The 18,975-nt window shown below is 72.1% G+C and carries 15 protein-coding genes; 11 read left to right on the top strand and 4 right to left on the bottom strand.

Translation table 11 applies throughout. From position 1 onward, the window contains the following. Window positions 1–62: 62 nt before the first annotated feature. Together HNR10_RS27290 and HNR10_RS27285 are read left to right on the top strand one after the other, a co-directional pair. The gene (locus HNR10_RS27290) at window positions 63–731 is read left to right on the top strand and encodes a phosphatidylserine decarboxylase (RefSeq protein WP_179828438.1); all 669 of its coding nucleotides are present in this window, start codon (window positions 63–65) and stop codon (window positions 729–731) included. After that, the gene (locus tag HNR10_RS27285; RefSeq protein ID WP_179828436.1) at window positions 718–1,518 is read left to right on the top strand and encodes a CDP-alcohol phosphatidyltransferase family protein; all 801 of its coding nucleotides are present in this window, start codon (window positions 718–720) and stop codon (window positions 1,516–1,518) included. The genes HNR10_RS27290 and HNR10_RS27285 overlap by 14 nt, the downstream gene beginning before the upstream one ends. A 342-nt stretch (window positions 1,519–1,860) precedes the next feature. On the opposite strand, the gene hemQ is transcribed toward HNR10_RS27285, so the two are convergent. Then, window positions 1,861–2,571 (bottom strand): hydrogen peroxide-dependent heme synthase, encoded by a 711-nt coding sequence (gene hemQ, locus HNR10_RS27280; protein ID WP_179828434.1) that lies wholly within the window; start codon window positions 2,569–2,571, stop codon window positions 1,861–1,863. Continuing rightward, a complete protein-coding gene (hemG, locus tag HNR10_RS27275) occupies window positions 2,568–4,034 on the bottom strand; it encodes a protoporphyrinogen oxidase (RefSeq protein ID WP_179828432.1) in 1,467 nt (488 codons plus the stop codon). The genes hemQ and hemG overlap by 4 nt, the downstream gene beginning before the upstream one ends. A 179-nt stretch (window positions 4,035–4,213) precedes the next feature. Here hemG and HNR10_RS27270 point away from each other — a divergent pair, with 179 nt between their 5' ends. Beyond that, window positions 4,214–5,314 carry a DUF4349 domain-containing protein gene (locus tag HNR10_RS27270; RefSeq protein ID WP_376769779.1) on the top strand — a complete coding sequence of 367 codons (1,101 nt, stop codon included), beginning with the start codon at window positions 4,214–4,216 and terminating at the stop codon, window positions 5,312–5,314. Window positions 5,315–5,861: 547 nt separating this feature from the next. Here HNR10_RS27270 and hemE read toward each other — a convergent pair. Beyond that, window positions 5,862–6,899: a uroporphyrinogen decarboxylase gene (hemE, locus tag HNR10_RS27265; RefSeq protein WP_179828428.1), complete on the bottom strand. Its 1,038-nt coding sequence runs from the start codon at window positions 6,897–6,899 to the stop codon at window positions 5,862–5,864. Between the two features lie 281 nt (window positions 6,900–7,180). Here hemE and HNR10_RS27260 point away from each other — a divergent pair, with 281 nt between their 5' ends. The 8 genes from HNR10_RS27260 (at window position 7,181) to HNR10_RS27225 (ending at window position 16,687) form a co-directional block, all read left to right on the top strand. Next, window positions 7,181–7,756 carry a DUF3000 domain-containing protein gene (locus HNR10_RS27260; protein WP_179828426.1) on the top strand — a complete coding sequence of 192 codons (576 nt, stop codon included), beginning with the start codon at window positions 7,181–7,183 and terminating at the stop codon, window positions 7,754–7,756. 63 nt (window positions 7,757–7,819) lie between these two features. Next, window positions 7,820–9,082 carry a ribonuclease D gene (locus HNR10_RS27255; RefSeq protein ID WP_312889432.1) on the top strand — a complete coding sequence of 421 codons (1,263 nt, stop codon included), beginning with the start codon at window positions 7,820–7,822 and terminating at the stop codon, window positions 9,080–9,082. A 321-nt stretch (window positions 9,083–9,403) separates the two neighbouring features. Then, window positions 9,404–10,468 carry a tetratricopeptide repeat protein gene (locus HNR10_RS27250; RefSeq protein WP_376769806.1) on the top strand — a complete coding sequence of 355 codons (1,065 nt, stop codon included), beginning with the start codon at window positions 9,404–9,406 and terminating at the stop codon, window positions 10,466–10,468. 182 nt (window positions 10,469–10,650) lie between these two features. Further along, window positions 10,651–11,850, top strand: a complete 1,200-nt coding sequence (locus HNR10_RS27245; protein WP_179828424.1) for a thiolase family protein — start codon at window positions 10,651–10,653, stop codon at window positions 11,848–11,850. A 2-nt stretch (window positions 11,851–11,852) separates the two neighbouring features. After that, complete coding sequence (locus tag HNR10_RS27240) at window positions 11,853–13,994, top strand: 3-hydroxyacyl-CoA dehydrogenase NAD-binding domain-containing protein (RefSeq protein WP_246406428.1); 2,142 nt, start codon at window positions 11,853–11,855, stop codon at window positions 13,992–13,994. A gap of 590 nt (window positions 13,995–14,584) precedes the next feature. Then, window positions 14,585–15,886 carry an RNA-guided endonuclease IscB gene (gene iscB / locus HNR10_RS27235; protein WP_179828422.1) on the top strand — a complete coding sequence of 434 codons (1,302 nt, stop codon included), beginning with the start codon at window positions 14,585–14,587 and terminating at the stop codon, window positions 15,884–15,886. Between the two features lie 27 nt (window positions 15,887–15,913). After that, window positions 15,914–16,129, top strand: coding sequence for a hypothetical protein (locus HNR10_RS27230; protein WP_179828420.1), 216 nt, complete (start codon window positions 15,914–15,916; stop codon window positions 16,127–16,129). 99 nt (window positions 16,130–16,228) lie between these two features. After that, window positions 16,229–16,687 carry a MarR family winged helix-turn-helix transcriptional regulator gene (locus HNR10_RS27225; protein ID WP_179828418.1) on the top strand — a complete coding sequence of 153 codons (459 nt, stop codon included), beginning with the start codon at window positions 16,229–16,231 and terminating at the stop codon, window positions 16,685–16,687. A 25-nt stretch (window positions 16,688–16,712) separates the two neighbouring features. Here the strand turns inward: HNR10_RS27225 and HNR10_RS27220 are convergent, their stop codons facing one another. Then, complete coding sequence (locus tag HNR10_RS27220; RefSeq protein ID WP_179828416.1) at window positions 16,713–18,938, bottom strand: MMPL family transporter; 2,226 nt, start codon at window positions 18,936–18,938, stop codon at window positions 16,713–16,715. Between the last annotated feature and the right edge of the window lie 37 nt (window positions 18,939–18,975).

The raw sequence follows: 18,975 nt of genomic DNA, 5'->3' as shown, positions 1-18,975 counted from the left end.
CGACCCCTCACAGCGGTACCCGATGTGCGGGCGACCAGACCGACCCGCGACGAAAGCGCTCGATGACCGACGACTCACCCACCACCTCCGCCTCCCCGCGCCCCGCGGCCAGGCCCAGACTCGGCATGGCACAGGGATCGGCTCCCTGGCTGGTCCCGTCCCTGGCCGCCGCCGGAGCCGCCGCCCTCGCGGCGCGCGGCTCCCGGGTCCGTACGGCGGCCGCCCTCCCCGTGGTCGCCCTCGCCGCGGGCATGACCTGGTTCTTCCGCGACCCCGAGCGGGGCCCGGCGACCGGTCGGGTGCTGTCCGCGGCCGACGGCGTCGTCCAGAGCCTCGACCCCCAGCCCGACGGACGTGTCCGGGTCGCGGTGTTCATGAACCCCCTCAACGTGCACGTCAACCGTGCTCCCCTCGCCGGCGTGGTCACCGGCGTCGAGCACCGCCCCGGGGGTTTCCGCCCCGCATTCGACAAGGACAGCGAGCGTAATGAGCGCGTCATCTGGACCCTTGAAACCGAGATCGGTGAGGTCACGGTCGTTCAAATCGCCGGCGCGATGGTCCGGCGTATCGTCCCGTATCTCGCTGCGGGGCAGAAGGTCGAGCAAGGCGAGAGGATCGGGCTCATCCGGTTCGGGTCACGCGTCGACGTCTACCTTCCGACCGGGGTCGCCCCGGCGGTGGAGGTCGGCCAGAAGGTCCGCGCCGGAGAAACCCGTCTTGACGCCGACTGACGGCGCGGTTCTCCCCCCACCGGCCGGGACGGCCGCTGAAACGGCCCCACGGCTGCGACTGGGCCTGGCCGACTACCTGACCCTCGGCAACGCCCTGTGCGGCTTCCTGGCCGTCTGGGCGCTGGCCACGGCCCAGTCCGCGCACGCGGCTTCCGGGGCCGGCGGGCCGCTGCCGCACGCCGCCATGGCCACGGTCGTGGGCCTGATGCTCGTGGCCGCCGCCCTGGACGTGCTCGACGGCCGTGTGGCGCGCAAGCTCGGCGGCAGCGGGATGGGCGCGGAGCTGGACAACCTCGCGGACGTGGTCAGCTTCGGCTTCGCCCCGGCGTTCTTCTTCGTCGTGTGGGGCATGCGGGCCGAGGGACTGGAGCCGTTGGCGGTCGTGGCGGGCGGTGCCGTGCTGCTCGCGGTGATCGTCCGGTTGGCCCGGTTCTCCTGCCAGGCCCCGGGCGCGGACTACTTCACGGGCCTGCCGTGCCCCTTCGGCGCGATGGCCGTGGTGACGGTGGTCCTGCTCGACCCGCCGCCGCTGGCGGGCGTGGCCGCGGTGCTGCTGATCTCCTGGCTCATGGTCAGCCGGATGGAGTACCCCAAGCCGCGCGGCCGCAAGGCCTACGCCGTCCTGGGCGTCCTCGCCGTCGGCGTGGCCCTCATGGCCGCCTGGGGCCTGGGCGTGCCGGCCGGTCAGACGCTCATCTACCTGATGAGCGCCGCCGTGCTGGGCTTCATCGTGACGATCCCGTTCTACGTGCTCGCCACCCGTAGACCGACCCGCGCGGAGCGCTGAGGCCCCGCGCGAACGTGCCCCGGCCGGAGATGTGAACCCTCCGACCGGGGCATCTGTGTGTTCGGGCCCGCCCCGGCCCCAGGGATTGGCCGCCACCTGCACCCCAAGGGGTTGAACGTGCACGCATCGTCCTAACCGCACCCCTGGGGGGTAGAGGCAAGCCGTAAAGCCTGCGGGTCCCCAGGGGGATTGGTCGGGCCAAAGCGAGGAACGAGCGGAGGCCCAAGGCAAGCACAGGTGTGAGGGGCGCGCTGGTGCCTGCAGGAGGAGTCTCTGCCGCCGGCGAGCTTGCGAGCCAGGCAGTAGCGACGACGAAGGACCCAGCGTGAAGCGCCCCGAGCACTACGGCAGGGCGTCGACCAGTTCGGCGACGCTCTTGCGGCGGCCGGTGTAGAACGGCAGCTCCTCGCGCGTGTGCAGGCGGGCCTTGGCGCCGCGCAGGTGGCGCATGAGGTCCACGATGCGGTGCAGCTCGTCGGCCTCGAAGGCCAGCAGCCACTCGTAGTCGTTCAGGCCGAACGAGGAGACGGTGTTGGCGCGCACGTCCGGGTAGGGCGCGGCCATGCGGCCGTGCTCGGCGAGCATCGCGCGGCGCTCGTCGTCGGGCAGCAGGTACCACTCGTAGGAGCGCACGAACGGGTACACGCACAGGTGGTCGCGGGGCTCCTCGCCGGCCAGGAAGGCCGGCACGTGGCCGCGGTTGAACTCGGCCGGGCGGTGCAGGCCCACGACCGACCACACCGGGGTGCTCGCCTGGCCGACGCGGGTGCGCCGGAAGGCGGAGTAGGTCTCCTGGACCAGTTCGGAGCTGTCGGCCACCCACCAGAACATGATGTCGGCGTCGGCGCGGAAGCCCTGGACGTCGTAGCTGCCGCGGGTGGTCACCCCCCGCTCGGCCGCCTTGTCGAGGAACGTCCGCAGCTCGTCGGCGGCCGCGGCCCGGTCCACGTCCTGGAGGGAGTCGACCTTGAAGACCGACCACATGGTGTAGCGGATGAGGGAGTTGAGGTCGGTGCCGTCCTGGTCGACGGCGGTGTTCTGCTGACCCGTCACGGGTTGACTCCTTGTCGGTTCGGTCCGTCGGCGTCGCCGCCGCGGTGGGTGTGACTGTGCGTTCGGAGGGTGCCCGCCAGGTGCGCGGCCTCGCGGCCCGCGTCGGCGATGCACGCGGGGATGCCCACGCCGCCGTAGGCGGCGCCGCACACCCCCAGCCCTGGGAGGCCGTGGACGGCCGAGCGCACGCGCTCGACCCGGTCGGCGTGTCCGACCGCGTACTGGGGCAGTCCGGCGTTCCAGCGGGTGAGGCGGGTCTGCACCGGCGGCGCGTTCCGTCCGGTGACCGTGGCCAGGTCCGCGAGCGCGGCCGAGACGAGCTCCTCGTCGGAGCGCTCCAGCGACCCGTCGCCCGCCCGGCCGATGGAGCAGCGCACCACCACGAGGTCGTCGCCGGGGTTGGCGTCGGCGAGCTCCTCGGCGAGCCACGGCCACTTGTTGGTGGAGTAGGTCGCGGCCTTGATGGTGAGCCCCTCCCCCGCCGGAACGAGGAAGCCGGTGCCGGTGAGCGGTTCGGGGAAGGCCGACGCGGGGAAGGCGAAGGTCACCAGCGCCATGCCGGCGTACTCCACGCCCCGCAGCCCCTCGGCCGCCGCCGGAGCGTGGTCGGCGAGCAGACGGGCCGCCTCGGGGGCGGGGCAGGCCAGCAGGACGCCGTCGCAGTCGAGTGCCCCGCCGTCGTCCAGGCGTACCCTCCAGCCCCGCGGGAGCCGTTCCAGGGAGCGCGCCCGGGTGCCGGTGCGCACGTTCCCGCCCAGGCGTTCGGCCAGGGTACTGGTCAGCGTGGCGACGCCGCCGCGCAGGGAGGCGAACACCGGTCCCGCGGCGGTGGGCGCCGAGCCCCGGCCCCGCAGGCTCGTGTGCACGGCGCGCATGAGCGAGCGGTCGCGGCGGGCCATGGGGGCGATCTGGGGCAGGGTCGAGTCCAGGGAGAGCCGGTCGGCGCGGCCGGCGTAGACGCCGCCGAGCAGCGGTTCGACGAGGCGGTCCACGACCTGGGGGCCCATCCGGACGCCCACGTAGGCGCCCACGGGCACGTCGCCGCGCACCGGGGTGCGCGGCCAGACCAGGTCCAGCCCGGCGCGCAGCGTCCCGGTCCAGGTCAGCACCCCGCTGCGGGCGAGTTCGCGCAGACTGCCCGGCACGCCCATCAACTGCCCCTTGGGCAGCGGGCGGATCCGCCCCCGGCTGTAGACGGCGGCGGCACCCCGGCCGGGGTGCACGATCCGGTCGGACAGGCCCAGCTCGGCGAAGAGCTCCAGCGCCTCGGGGCGGCGGGCCAGGACCGACTCCGCGCCCGCGTCCACGGGAACGCCCGCGACGGCGGAGGCGTGCAGCTTCCCGCCGGGCGTCCCTGCGGCCTCCAGGACGGTGACGGCGGTTCCGAGCCCGGCGAGGCGGTGCGCGGCGGTGAGTCCGGAGACTCCGCCGCCGACCACGACGACGTGCGGTGCTTCAGGCATGCCCCCAGCTTTCCAGATGCTCTGGGTCACAGCGATCCGCACTGCCGGTTGGCCCCGGCCGGCGGCGGGTCGCGCCCGTGGCCGCCACCGGGGCGTGGCCCAGCCGTTGCGGGGTCGTGACCGTGCGACCGCAACGCGTGCCGGAGCGGCTGCGTCCGAGGGACATGGATACTTCAGCGTTGCCCCCGGCGCGATCCGTCGGGGCTGTGATCGCGGCCGGCCTGTCGGCCTGGCTGCTCGTCGCGTGCGGAGCCGCCGGGGGCGGCGCGTCCGCGGACCGCTCGACCGAGGCCTACTCGCAGGAGGCCGGTCCGGAGATGGCCGCCGCCGAGGGCGACGCGGCCGAGGAGGGCACCGACGACGGCGGCGGCGCCGCGGAGGACGGCGGCGGTACCGGTGCCGGCACCGACGTCGACGCCGAGGTCGAGGGCCGCGACCTGATCCACACGGCCGACCTGTCCGTGCGGGTGGACGACGTGGCCGAGGCGTCCGAGGCCGCCAAGGACGTGGCGGTCGAGGCGGACGGGTACGTGGCCTCCGAGCACCTGTCGACGCCGACCGGAGGGGCACCCGAGTCCTCCCTGACACTGCGCATCCCCAACGAGGGGTACGAGGACGCCCTGGGCGCCCTGGCCGAGCTGGGCGACCGGTCCAACCTGGAGCGCTCGGTGGAGGACGTGACCGAGGAGGTCACGGACGTCGAGAGCCGGATCGAGTCGGCCGAGGCGTCCCTGGAGACCCTGCGCGGCTACCTCGAGGAGGCGCAGGACGTGGACGACCTGCTGGAGGTGGAGCGCGAGATCCAGTCCCGGCAAGCGGAGCTGGAGTCCCTGCAGGCGCGGATGGAGTCGCTGAGCAACCTCACGGCCTACTCCACGGTGCACCTGCGGCTGATGCCGCCGGAGACCTACATCGAGGAGCCCGCCGAGGAGTCGATCGGCTTCCTGGGCGGCCTCGAACGCGGCTGGCGCTCGCTGGTCTCGCTCGGCGAGGGCCTCGCGGTGGCCGTGGGCTGGATGCTGCCGTTCCTCGCGGTCGCCGCGGTACTCGGCGCCGGCCCCTGGATCTGGTGGCGCCGCCGGCGGGCCGCCCGCCGGGGGAAGCCGGCGGGCGCGAAGGAGCGTTCGCTGCACGACCGGCTCCGGAGCGGCACCGGAGCGGCCGGAACCGTGCACGGGGGCGGCCGCTCGGCCACGGCCACCGCCGAGCGCACGGAGGAGTCGGCCCCGGACGAGGGCGGCGACGCACCGGAGGGGCCGGAGAAGCCCGGCGGGCGGTGACCCGTAGGGCCGCCGCGCCGTGAACGGCACGGTGCCCGGTCACCCTCCGGGGGCGTGACCGGGCACCCCCGCGGCACCCGGGGCCCATGCCCCGGGGTTGAACATCCACGGGCGGCCCATCAGAGGCCCAGGGGGTTGGATGTCGGCCGTCCAACCCACCCGTGTCCGAAGGTGGGTTGGACGCGCACGGACGCGCCTTCCTCAGCCCCGGGGGGTCTATCCGGGCCAAAGCGAGGCATGAGCGGAGGCCCAAGGCAAGCAGGGGGCGAGGGCGCCGACGGGTCCTGGAGGGCCTGGAGGTGCGCTCCCGAGGAACGAGGGAGCGCACCAGAAGGACCGAAGGCCCCGTCTCAAAGGCGCCCGAACCCGGGCCGAAGCAGGAAGGACTGCGCCGAAGGCGTCCGTTGAGGGTGGTGGCGGGCGACGGTGTGGGAACGAGCGGAGGCCCAAGGCAAGCAGGGGGCGAGGGCGCCGACGGGTCCTGGAGGGCCTGGAGGTGCGCTCCCGAGGAACGAGGGAGCGCACCGGAAGGCGCGAAGGCCCCGTCTCAAAGGCGCCCGAGCGTCTGCTCGTGCACGAACGCGGTCAGGCGCGTGAGGACCTCGGGGTCGGTGCTGGGCAGCACGCCGTGCCCGAGGTTGAAGATGTGGCCGTCGGCGGCGCGGCCGCGGTCCAGGATGTCGCGCGTGCGCTCGGCGATGACCTCCCAGGGAGCGAACAGGGTCGCCGGGTCCAGGTTGCCCTGGAGCGCGGTTCCCGGCTGGACGCGCTGGACGGCCTTGTCCAGCGGCACCCGCCAGTCGACGCCCACGACGTCGGCCCCGGCCTCGCTGAGCAGGCTGAGGAGCTCGCCGGTGCCCACGCCGAAGTGGATGCGCGGCACCTCGAACTCGCTGAGCTGGCCGAAGATCCACGAGGTGTAGGGCAGGACCGAGGTGCGGTAGTCCTCGGCGCTCAGCGCGCCGACCCAGGAGTCGAACAGCTGGACCGCGCTGGCCCCCGCCTCGATCTGGGTGCGCAGGAAGCCCAGCGTGATGGTGGCCAGGCGGCGCATCATCTCGTCCCACAGCTCGGGCTCGCCGTACATGAGCGCCTTGGTGTGCTCATGGTTCTTCGACGGCCCGCCCTCGATGAGGTACGAGGCGAGGGTGAACGGCGCGCCGGCGAAGCCGACGAGCGGCTTGTCGCCCAGTTCACCGGTGAGCTGCCCGACCGCCTCGGTCACGAAGGGCAGGTCGTCCGGCTCGATCTCGCGCAGGCGCTTGATCCCGGAGGCGTCGCGCACCGGATCGGCGACGACCGGGCCGACGCCCGGCTTGATGTCGAGGTCGATGCCGATCGCCTTGAGCGGGACCACGATGTCGCTGAAGAAGATCGCGGCGTCGACGTCGTAGCGGCGCACCGGCTGCATCGTGATCTCGGTGATCATGTCGGGGCGCGCGCAGGCCTCGAGCATCGGCACGTCGGCGCGGACCCGTCGGTACTCGGGCAGGGAGCGTCCCGCCTGGCGCATGTACCACACCGGCGTGTGGTCGACCGGCAGGCGCCGGCAGGCGCGGAGGAATGGAGAGTCTTGAAGCGTCACTCCTCGATCGTGCCATGCCCTCCGCCGTACTCCGACGCGGATCGGCCCACTGGGGCACGGCCGGGGGCCGCCGCGGGGCCGCGATCCGGCGCGGCCCAGCGGTTCCGGGTCCCAAGATCATCACAAAACCCCGACACGCCGCGCCATCTGCGGCCACCACGCGGTGACTCGTGCCACGGTCGAAGGCGTGCCCACCCCTCGTCCGCGCGGGGAGAACCGGGGATATCCGGACGAGCCCGCCAGGACGTGATCACCACACAATGAAGGCTGACGTTCCCACCATGCCCGATGTCGGAAGTGCCGAGGACGCGCACGAGACGTTCCGGCGAGCGGTCGAGGCCCTGCACGGCGCCCGTGTCCGCCCCGAGATCACCGTGCGGGAGATTCCCGCCCCCCAGCGGCTGGCCCCCCACGCGGCCGCGGTCTCGGCCGAGGTCAGCGTGCGAGACGAGGAGATCGCCTGGGGACGCCTCATCATCCTGTACGACCCCGAGGGCGTAAGGGACTGGCCGGGGCCCTTCCGCGTGGTCTGCCAGGTCAACGCCGAGCTGGAGTCCGACATCGCCACCGATCCGCTGCTCGGGCCGGTCGCCTGGAGCTGGCTGGCCGACGCCCTGGAGACGGAGGCGGCCTCGCACCACACGCTGAGCGGCACGGTCACGCGTGCGACGACGGAGGGATTCGGCACGAAGGCGGGCGAGGGATCGACCACGGAGGTGGAGATGCGCGCCTCCTGGACTCCGGAGTCCGACGACCTGTCGCCGCACGTCAGCGCGTGGTTGGCGCTCCTGGCCTCGGCCGCGGGCCTGCCGCCCCTGGACGTGACCGACATCGCCCGGCAGCGCTCACGGCCCTGAGCACGCGGGCGGTGCCCGGCGGCCGAATCGGCGTTCGGTGGTGACAGCGCATACCGTAGTGGTGTGGCGAACGCGTTGAACTCCAAGACAGACTCCCGCGAACCAGGCGACGACGACGCTGAGAGGGCGCCCCTGCTGCGGGAACCGCGCGAGGGCCTGCCCGAGGTCACCTCCGACGCCGACGCGCTGGCCGACGTGGTCAGTGCCCTGTCGGCCGGGACCGGACCGGTCGCGGTGGACGCCGAGCGGGCCTCCGGCTACCGGTACGGCCAGCGCGCGTATCTGGTGCAGCTGCGCCGGGAGGGTTCGGGGTCGGCTCTGATCGACCCCGTCGCCTGTCCGGACCTGAGCGCCCTCAACGACGCGCTGGACGGCGCCGAGGTGGTCCTGCACGCCGCCCACCAGGACCTGCCCTGCCTGTCGGAGGTCAACCTGCGCCCGGCGCGGCTGTTCGACACCGAGCTGGCGGGTCGGCTGCTGGGCTACCAGCGGGTCGGTCTGGGCTTCATGGTGGAGCGCCTGCTGAACCTGCGCCTGGCCAAGGAGCACTCGGCGGTGGACTGGTCGCAGCGGCCGCTGCCCGAGGACTGGTTGCGCTACGCGGCGCTGGACGTGGAGATCCTCATCGAGCTGCGCGACGCCCTGGAGACGGAGCTGGCCGAGAGCGGCAAGCTGGAGTGGGCCAGGGAGGAGTTCGCGGCGGTGCTCGCCGCGCCGCCCAAGGAACCGCGCGCCGATCCCTGGCGTCGCACCTCGGGGATCCACCGGGTGCGCAACCAGCGGTCCCTGGCCGCCGTGCGCGAGCTCTGGTACGAGCGGGACAGGATCGCCCAGGAGCGGGACGTCTCGCCCGGCCGTGTGCTGCCTGACGCGGCGATCGTGGAGGCCGCCTCGACCATGCCGCGCACCACGGCGGAGCTGGCCGGGATCCGGCAGTACGGCATCAAGCTCGCGCGCCGCTACCTGACGACGTGGATCAAGGCGATCAACCGGGCGCGGGACATGGAGCAGGCGGAGCTGCCGCGGCCCAACGCCCCCGGTGACGGGCCTCCCCCGGTGAACCGGTGGGCGGACCGGGCGCCGGAGGCCGCGCGCCGTCTGGAGGCGGCGCGTGCGACGGTCACGGGCATCGCCGAGGACGTGGTCATGCCGACGGAGAACCTCCTGCTGCCGGACAGCGTCCGCCGCCTGGCGTGGTCGCCGCCCGAGACCGTCGACCACGAGTCCGTGGCCGAGTTCCTGCGCGAGCGCGGGGCGAGGGAATGGCAGATCGGCCTGACCGCCGAACCCCTGGCCACGGCCCTGCTCGGCGCCGAGCCGGAGTAGGGCGCGTTCCCGACGGTCGGAACGGGGTGTCCGCACCCGCGGGGGCGGGTACCCGACGGATGAGGGCCGCGGTGCGGCGAACGCCACCCGACCGGAGCGTGGACAAAACGTAGCTGGTACCCCCAACGGACGCATCCAACCCGAACGTGACCGAAGTCACCCACCATTGAGGGTGGTTCATGCCTGTTCCGTGGCCTCGTGTCCGATTAAGTTATAGAAACGTGCCCCGGATTTTTCGGGCGCGTGAGGATCATACGGGTTAGCGACCGACCGTCGGCGATCACGGCCGCGGCGTTCGATCAGGGAGATGTGGTGAGTCTGCTGTCGTTCTGGCGTGCCTTCGTACGTGGCACCCGTCTGGCGGGTCCGTCCGCCCAGCGGTCTGCCGGCACCGCTCGTGCCGCCTCCGGCGAGCGCGCCCGTGAGCGGGACGAACGCGCCGACACCGCCGCCCCCGAGGAACAGGTGGCGGACACCTCCGCCGCCGTCGCCCCGGTCCGGGTCCCCGCTCCCAAGCGCCTGCCCGCGCCGAGCGCGACGCACGCGATGGCCGAGCCCGCGGACGGGACGACGCGTGTCGTCTCCCGCTCGGCGGAGCCGCACGTGCCCACGGCGGGGATGCGCGCCGCGTCCCTGGAGCGGACCCTGCGCTCGCTGGTGGAGCGACTGGGGACGGAGCACCCGGACACCATCACCGCGCGCAACAACCTCGCGACCAAGTACGCGCAGATGGGGCGCCGCCAGTCGGCGGTGCAGCAGTTCGAGCTGGCCCTGGCCGAGGCCGTCTCGGTCTACGGCGACGAGCACCCCCGCACGGAGATCATCCGCGAGAACCTCGCCTGGGCCTACGAGGACGCCGGTCGTCCCGCGGAGGCGGCGAGCCAGTGGGAGGTCCTGCTGGGCGAGCGGGAGAGCCAGTTCGGCGCGGCCGACGCCGACACCGTGGAGGCGCGCATCCGCCTGGCGGTGTGCCTGCGGCGCAGCGGGCGCCCCGAGGCGGCCGTGGAGCACTACGAGCAGGCGATCCGGGACGTGTCCTCGACCGAGCGCCGCGAGGAGCTGCGCCTGGGCCTGAGCGCCGCGCTGACCATGACGGGCGGCGCCGCGGCCGCCATCGACCAGCTCCGCCTGGTCCTGACCGCGCGGCGGCGCCGGCTGGGCAAGGGCCACCTTGACACCCTGTCGGTGCACCACCGGCTGGGGCGGGCCCACACGCAGGCGGGCCGGCCCGACGAGGCGGTGGACGTGCTGCGCGAGGCCTACCGGGTGGCTCTGAACTCCTCGGGCGACCCGGAGGTGCGGCGGCTGACCATGCGGCTGCGCCGGGACCTGGCGGGCGCCTACAACGCGGCGGGCCGCCACCGGGAGGCCAACGCCCTGCTGTGACGGACCGGAACACCTCGAACGCCCCCGACACCGAACCGCGTGTCGGGGGCGTTCGCGTGTCCGGGCAGGGGACGATTCGGGTTCGGCGCGGGTTCGTGGCCCCCTCCACTCGCGCAACTTGTTACTGGCGAGTAGCATGAAGCCATCGAGTCCACTCACATCCTGGAGAAGGAGGGCCCATCGTGCCGCGAACTGCCCGCGATGTCGTGTTTGTCGACGGGGTCCGCACCCCGTTCGGCAAGTCAGGCAAGGGCCTCTACGCCGAGACACGCGCCGACGACATGATCGTCCGTGTCATCCGCGAGCTGATGCGCCGCAACCCGGGTCTGCCGCCCGAGCGCATCGACGAGGTCGCCATCGCCGCCACCACCCAGATCGGTGACCAGGGCCTGACGATCGGGCGCAGCGCCGCGATCCTCGCCGGTCTGCCCAAGAGCGTCCCCGGCTACGCCATCGACCGCATGTGCGCCGGTGCGCTCACGGCCGTCACCACCTCCGGCGCGGGCATCGCCTTCGGCGCCTACGACGTCGTGATCGCCGGCGGCGTCGAGCACATGGGCCGCCACCCCATGGGCGAGGGCGTGGACCCCAACCCGCGCTTCCTCTCCGAGAAGCTGGTCGACCCCAGCGCGCTGGTCATGGGCAACACCGCCGAGAACCTGCACGACCGGTTCCCGACCATCACCAAGGAGCGCGCCGACGCCTACGCGGTGCGCAGCCAGGAGAAGGTCGCCAAGGCCTACGCCGACGGCAAGATCCAGCCCGACCTGGTCGAGATGCTGGTCCGCTCCCTGGAGCAGGGCTTCGGCCTGGCCACCCAGGACGAGCCGCCGCGGCCCGGCACGAGCATGGAGTCGCTCGCCGGCCTCAAGACCCCGTTCCGCGCCCACGGCAACGTGACGCCCGGTAACGCGGCCGGCCTCAACGACGGTGCCACCGGCGCCATCCTGGCCGCCGAGGACGTCGCCGCCGAGCTCGGCCTGAGCTCCAAGATGCGCCTGGTCGACTTCTCCTTCACCGGTGTCGAGCCCGAGGTCATGGGTGTCGGCCCGGTCCCCGCCACGGAGAAGCTGCTCGCCCGCCAGGGCCTGGGCATCGACGACATCGGCCTGATCGAGATCAACGAGGCCTTCGCCGTCCAGGTGCTCGCCTTCCTGGAGCACTTCGGCATCGCCGACGACGACGCCCGCGTCAACCCGTGGGGCGGCGCGATCGCCCTCGGCCACCCGCTGGCCTCCTCCGGCGTCCGCCTGATGATGCAGCTCTCGCGTCTGTTCGCCGAGCGTCCCGACGTCCGCTACGGCCTGACCACCATGTGCGTCGGCATGGGCATGGGCGGAACCGTCCTGTGGGAGAACACCAACTACGAGGGGGGCAAGTAAGAATGGCTACCGAGCAGTCCCACCCGTCACCCGCCACCACCCTCAACGGAGACGCTTCGCGTCACGGTCATCTTTCGGAACTGTTCAGCGACGAGGTCGTCACCAACGCGATCTCGCGTGACGTCGAGCTCCCCTACGGCGCCGGCACGGCCGTCCTGATCACGCTGGACAACGGCCACGACCACACCAAGCCGAACACGTTCGGCCCCGGCGGCCTGCTGAGCCTGGACGCCCAGATCGAGGCGGCCCGGGCGCGCACCGACATCGTGGCCGTCGCGATCACCGGCAAGCCGTTCATCTTCGCCGTGGGCGCGGACCTGACCGGTGTGCCCAAGATCGAGACCCGCGACCAGGCGCACGCCATCGGCAAGCTGGGACACGACGTCTTCCGCAAGCTGGGCGAACTGGACGTACCGACGTTCGCACTGGTCAACGGCGCGGCGATGGGCGGCGGCACCGAGGTGGCGCTGCACTGCACGTACCGCACCATCTCCTCGGGCGTCCCGGCGCTCGCGCTGCCCGAGGCCTTCCTCGGGCTCGTCCCGGGCTGGGGCGGCACGTACCTGCTGCCGCACCTGATCGGCGCGGAGAAGGCCCTCAAGCTCATCGTCGACAACCCGCTCGCCCAGAACAAGATGATCAAGGGCACGCAGGCGTTCGAGATGGGCATCGCCGACGCGATGTTCGAGCCCGCCGACTTCGTCGAGGAGTCCCTGCGCTGGGCCGCCCAGGTCATCAAGGGCGACGTCACGGTGGAGCGCCCCGAGGTCGACAAGGGCGAGGCCTGGGACAACGCGGTCAACATGGCCCGGTTCGTGGTCGAGGGCAAGCTGCACGGCGCCGCCCCGGCTCCGGTCCGCGCGGTCGAGCTGGTCGCCGAGGCCAAGAACCGCACGCGCGACGAGGGCTTCGCCGCCGAGGACGACGCACTGGCCGACCTCATCATGAGCGACGAGCTCACGTCGGGCCTGTACGCGTTCGACCTGGTCCAGAAGCGCGCCAAGCGCCCCGCGGGCGCACCGGACAAGTCGCTGGCGCGCAAGGTCACCAAGGTGGGCGTCGTCGGCGCCGGCCTGATGGCCGGGCAGCTGGCGCTGCTGTTCGCCCGCCGTCTGGACGTGCCGGTCGTCATGACCGACCTGGACCAGGAGCGCCTGGACAAGGGCGTGGCCTACGTCCACGGCGAGGTCGACAAGCTCCTGAAGAAGGGGCGGATCAACGGCGACAAGGCCAACCACCTCAAGGCCCTGGTCACGGGTTCGCTGACCAAGGACGCCTTCTCGGACGCCGACTTCGTCATCGAGGCCGTCTTCGAGAAGATGGAGGTGAAGCAGCAGGTCTTCGCCGAGGTGGAGGCGGTCGTCTCCCCGGAGGCGATCCTGGCCACCAACACCTCGTCGCTGTCCATCACCGAGATGGCGTCCAAGCTCCAGCACCCCGAGCGGGTCGTGGGCTTCCACTTCTTCAACCCGGTCGCCGTCCTGCCGCTGCTGGAGATCATCCGCGGCGAGCGGACCGACGACGCGGCGCTGGCCACGGCCTTCGGCACGGCCCGGAAGCTGAAGAAGACCGCGGTGCTGTGCAAGGACGCTCCGGCGTTCGTCGTCAACCGCCTGCTCACCCTGTTCATGGGCGAGGTGCTGGGCGCGGTCGGCGAGGGCACCGAGCCCGAGGTCGCCGACCGCGCGGTCGCGCCCCTGGGCCTGCCGATGTCGCCGCTCATGCTGCTCCAGCTGGTCGGCCCGGCGGTGGCGCTGCACGTGTCCGAGACCCTGCACGAGGCCTTCCCCGAGCGGTTCGCGGTCTCGTCCGAGCTCGCCGAGATCGTGAAGGAGGGCAAGACCGCGATCTTCGCCCCCGACCTCACGATCGACCCGGAGGTCAAGAAGCTCTTCAGCGGCGGCGACCGGCCCTCCGAGGAGAGCGAGATCCTGGACCGGGCGCTGCGCGCGCTGGCCAGGGAGATCCGGATCATGCTGGACGAGGGTGTGGTGGCCGAGGCCGCCGACATCGACCTGTGCCTGATCACGGGCGCGGGCTGGCCGTTCCACACGGGCGGCATCACGCCGTACCTGGACCGCGCCGGCGTGTCCGAGGCCGTCAACGGCCAGCGGTTCCACGAGGGCGCCCCGAAGGCCCTCTAGCCTGACGGAACCCTCGCACGGGCCCGGTCGCCATCGGCGGCCGGGCCCGTCTCCTTTCACCGCAAACCCGGCCAATACCGGAGTTCCACCCATGTCGATTACACGTTCATACCAATCAGTAACCCTGTGTAACGTCTCAGGCGTGGCAATCTCCCCAGAGCATCAGATTTACTCAGAACTGTTCTCGGACTCCCCGGACATGGCCGTCGTAGTTCCTGCGCGATCTCGGCATGGATGTCCCCGACTACGTCCGCAGCGAGATCACTTCGTGCGACCGGCCGCCTTTACCAGCACCAGCCATCACCCTTGGGGAGGTGACCTCGATGGCTACGTTCCGCGCAGGACAGAAGACCCACCAGGCCGTGCTTCCTCAGCGGCCTGCTCTGGAATCCGCGCCAGCAGACACCCGACGGATCTCGGACGAAACGGGGCGCGGACACCGCAGCCGCAACAGTTCTGCGGTACCCGGTGCGGAACATGTGCGAGGGGAGACCGGTACCGCCTCGCCTGGCGGTTCCGGCGTCACTCCCGAGCCCTTCGGGGCCGGGGAGAAGGGCCGTGAGGCCCACACCAGACAGAGCGACCCATATGTGTTCGTGCTCGATAGGAGCGGCACCCCGTCGCAGCCCTGCCACCCCACCAGGGCTCGCAAGCTCCTCGCCACGGGCCGGGCAGTGGTGCATCGGCACACCCCGTTCGTGATCCGGCTCAGGGACCGCACGATCGAGGACTCCGAGGTGGACGGCGTCGAACTCGGGATCGACCCCGGGTCGAAGCACACCGGCATCGCCGTGTTCACCCACCAGGGCGGAGAGCGCCGGGGCCGGTACGCGATCCAGCTCGACCACCGAGGTTCCCGCATTCGTAAGAAGCTCGCCCAGCGGGCCAACTACCGCCGACGCCGCCGCACCTCGGACCTGCGCTACCGACCGCCCCGGTTCGACAACCGCACCAGGCCCCGGGGCTGGCTACCCCCATCACTCCAACACCGGGTGGACACCACGACCTCGTGGGTCGACCGGCACACCCGGTGGGCGCCCGTCGAGGCGGTGCACGTGGAGCGGGTGGCGTTCGACACCCACGTCCTCTCGGTCGCGGAACCTCTGGAGGGGGCCGAGTACCAGCAGGGAACATTGCACGGCTACGAGGTGCGCGATTACCTCCTGAGCAAGTGCGGCCGCGCCTGCCTCTACTGCGGGGCCACCAACGTTCCGCTGAACATCGACCACGTCCACCCCCGCTCCCGGGGCGGAACGGACCGGGTGTCCAACCTGGTGCTGGCGTGCGTGCCCTGCAACCAGGCCAAGAACGACCGGCCGGTCGAGGAGTTCGCCCCTGGAGCCGCCACCCGGGTTCATCAACGCGCCAAGGCTCCGCTAGCCGATGCCGCAGCGGTCAACGCCACCCGGTGGGCCCTGTGGCTCGCCCTCGACGCCCGCCTGCCCACCCGTGTCGGGACGGGCGGGCGCACCAAGTGGAACCGCACCCTCAACCAGCTGCCCAAGTCGCACACCCTGGACGCGCTGTGCGTGGGCAAGGTCGAGAAGGTCACCCAGACCGTGCGCACGGTGCTGGTAGCCGGATGCGCCGGGCGCGGAACCTATGCCCGGACCCGCCCCGACAAGCACGGCTTCCCCCGCCTGCGGCTACCCCGCACCAAGGGCTTCTTTGAATTCGCCACCGGCGACCTGGTCCGCGCCGTCGTCCCCAAAGGGAAGAAGGCCGGGGCCCACACCGGGCGGGTCGCGGTGCGCGCCTCGGGAAGCTTCAGCATCACCACTGCTCATGGCATCGTCCAGGGCATCAACCACAGGCACCTACGCCTGCTCCAACGCGCCGACGGCTACGCCTACACGATCCGAGAGGAGGAAGGCGTTTCCTCCCGGCCCTGAGGGACCAGGAGGAAACGCCCAACACCGATGATGGCGGACACGTACGAGTACAGCAGCACCTGGGCCGACAGCCTCAGGGCCGAAGGAGAAGCCAAGGCGATCCTGCGGGTGCTCGCCGGGCGCGGCGTCGAAGTCCCCGACGAAGCGCGCGAGCGCAGCCGCCGGTGCACGGACGAGGAGACCCTCGGCACATGGCTGGACAGGTCCGTGACCGCGACGACCGTGGACGAACTGTTCGCCTAGCAGGAGTCCCAGCAGCCCGGCCGCCGAGATTCACGCATTATTATATGGTTGAACTATAGTCATGCTTCTTGATTGATCAGCGGATCTGGGGACCGAGTGATGAGCACCGCCGAATGGGACACACCCCTGTGGCACATGACCGGTTTCCGGCTGATCAAGCTGGGCGAACTGGTCCAGGCGACGACCGCGGCGGTCTTCGGCTCCCTGGAGATCACCTCGCGCCAGTTCCACGTGCTGTCGGCCGCCGCGTCCCTGCCCACGCCCTCCCAGAAGGAGCTGAGCCGGGTGCTGGGCGTGGACCCCAACGTGATGGTCGGCCTCGTCGACGACCTGGAGGCCCAGGGGCTGGCCGAGCGGGTCCGCAACCCCCAGGACCGGCGGCGCTACATCGTCACCCCCACGGACAAGGCCCGGCGGCTGCTGGAGGAGTCCTACGCCGTCGTGGCCGGCGCCGAGAAGGAGCTGTTCGCCTCGCTGTCGGACCAGGAGCGCGCGGACCTGCACGAGCTCGCCGGGCGCATGCTCACCGCCAACCCCCGGGTGACCAAGCACGAGTAGGCCCGCTCCCCCGGCGCCCGCTCCCTCAGCCCTCCCTGATCCCGTACCGCGCCTGGAGGCGCCTGAGCGGCGCCGGCGCCCACCAGTTGGCCGGTCCCGCCAGGCGCATGAACACCGGTACCAGGACCGCCCTGATGAGCGTGGCGTCCACGATGATGACCACGGCCATGCCGACCGCCAGCATCAGCAGGTAGAGGACGCTGGAGGACGCGTAGGTGGCGAACGACGCCGCCAGGACGGCCGCGGCGGCGGTCACCAGCGGGCCGCTGCGCTGCAGGCCCGCCGCGACCGCGCCCGTGGTGTCACCGGTCGCGTCGTACTCCTCCTTGATCCTGGACAGCATGAACACCTCGTAGTCCATGGACAGGCCGAAGGCGATGCAGAACATCAGGATCGGGAACGTCGTCTCCAGCGTCCCGTTGGCGGTGAACCCCAGCAGGCCCGACAGGTTCCCCTCCTGGAAGATCCACACGATCACGCCGAACATCACCGCCAGGCTGAGCACGTTGAGCACGATCGCCTTGGCGGGCAACAGCAGGCTGCCCGTCATGAGGAAGAGGATGACGAAGGTGATCGCGAGGATCAGCCCGAACACCAGCGGCACCTGGCCCAGCAGGGCCTCCCGGAAGTCGGTGAGGTCGGCCGGGTAGCCGCCGATCTCGGTGGCGGCCGGGGCCGGAACGTCACGGACGCGGTCGATGAGGCCGGCCGCGTCGTCCAGTGCCTCGGCCTCGGGCACGGCGGAGAGCCAGGTCGCCCCGGCCGACCCGAACCGCTCCACCGCGTCGGGCTGCGGCCCGGACAGCGCCCGGCCGTCGGCGTAGCTGCCGGTCAGGGCGTCCACCTGGTCGACGCCCTCCACCTCCGACAGCGCGCTCGCGTAGGCGTGGATCTCGGCCGCGCCGGCCTCCCGCCCCGGCAGGTCCACCAGGACCTGGACGGCGTCCATCTCCTCCTGGGCGAACTCCTCCTCGATCCGGTCCTGCACGTCGCGGCTGGAGGTGCCCTGCGGCAGGACTCGCGCGTCGGGCAGCCCGAAGTCCAGTCCGGCCACGGGCGAGGCCAGCAGCAGGACCAGGCCCAGCGCCGGAACGCCGTACAGCAGGGGACGGCGCATCATCCGCAGCGACATGCTGTGCCACCAGCCGCTGTCGGCGCGCGGCTCGCGCTTGGGCCGCACCCGGTGGCCGAGCCTGGCCAGGGCGGCGGGCAGGATCACCAGCGCCGCGAACACCGAGGTCAGCACCACCCCGACCCCGGCGTAGGCGAAGGACTGCAGGAACGGGAAGGGGAAGAGCACCAGGCAGGAGAGGGCGACCGCGACGGTGAGGCCGCTGAAGGCCACCGTGCGCCCGGCCCGGGCCACCGCGATCCGTACCGCCTCGGGCACGTCGCGCCCCCGGGCCAGCTCCTCACGGAACCGGTTGATGACGAACAGGCTGTAGTCCACGCCGAGCCCGATGCCCATGACCAGGGTCAGGTTGGCGGCGAACGTGGACACGTCGGTGAGATAGGTGACCCCGCGCAGCAGGGCGAGCGTGGTGACCACCGAGAACAGACCCATGGCCAGGGTGAGGGCGGCCACGGAGATCCGCCGGTAGAGGACCAGCAGCAGTACGAACACGAGCGGGAGGATGATCAGCTCGGCGCGGACGAAGTCGGCCTGGGCCTGAGCGGCCGCCTGCCGGAAGACCTCGTCGCCGCCGCCGACCGCCACGCTGATGACCTCGCCCTGCCGGGTGAAGTCCGGGGAGATCTCGCCCAGCGCGGTGCGGGCCTCGGTGACCGTGCCCTCCATGCGCACGGTCACCAGCGCCCGCGTGCCGTCCTCGGAGCGCATGGCCGGTGAGTCGCCGCGCGACCAGTACGACGCCACCTCGGCGACGCCCTCGCGCTGGGCCAGCTCCCGCTCGACGGCGGTCGCCGCCTCGACCACGGCCGGGTCGTCGACCGTGCCCTCCTGCGCGGTGACCAGCAGCAGGAAGTGGTGCTTGCCCGTGCCGAACTCCGACTCCAGAGCCTGCTCCACCCGCAGCGACTCCGAACCCGGGCTCTCGAACCGGCTGAGCAGCAGGCGGTCCATCGTGCCGGCCGCCAGCAGCAGGCCGACCAGTGCCAGTGCGGCGCTGACCAGGATCACCCACCCCGGTCGGCGGGCCAGTCCCCCGCCGAGGCGGGAGAGGAACCCGGGGTGCTCCGGGAGCGCCGCCGTGCGGGCGCGCGGCGGCTGTGTCGACGGTGACGTGGTCATGTCCTGCCTTCCAGGGGTCAGAAGGTGAGGGCGTGCG

It is taken from the genome of Nocardiopsis aegyptia (assembly GCF_013410755.1).
GTDB lineage: Bacteria > Actinomycetota > Actinomycetes > Streptosporangiales > Streptosporangiaceae > Nocardiopsis > Nocardiopsis aegyptia.
The sequence above is the reverse complement of the archived record's forward strand: the minus strand, read 5'-3'. Positions and strand labels throughout refer to the sequence as shown.

Excerpts from the sequence above, each read along its gene's own strand:
- HNR10_RS27290 (WP_179828438.1), top strand. The coding sequence starts at position 63 with ATGACCGACGACTCACCCACCACCTCCGCCTCCCCGCGCCCCGCGGCC.
- hemG (WP_179828432.1), bottom strand. The coding sequence starts at position 4,034 with ATGCCTGAAGCACCGCACGTCGTCGTGGTCGGCGGCGGAGTCTCCGGA.
- HNR10_RS27260 (WP_179828426.1), top strand. The coding sequence starts at position 7,181 with ATGCCCGATGTCGGAAGTGCCGAGGACGCGCACGAGACGTTCCGGCGA.
- HNR10_RS27240 (WP_246406428.1), top strand. The coding sequence starts at position 11,853 with ATGGCTACCGAGCAGTCCCACCCGTCACCCGCCACCACCCTCAACGGA.
- HNR10_RS27230 (WP_179828420.1), top strand. The coding sequence starts at position 15,914 with ATGATGGCGGACACGTACGAGTACAGCAGCACCTGGGCCGACAGCCTC.
- HNR10_RS27225 (WP_179828418.1), top strand. The coding sequence starts at position 16,229 with ATGAGCACCGCCGAATGGGACACACCCCTGTGGCACATGACCGGTTTC.
- HNR10_RS27220 (WP_179828416.1), bottom strand. The coding sequence starts at position 18,938 with ATGACCACGTCACCGTCGACACAGCCGCCGCGCGCCCGCACGGCGGCG.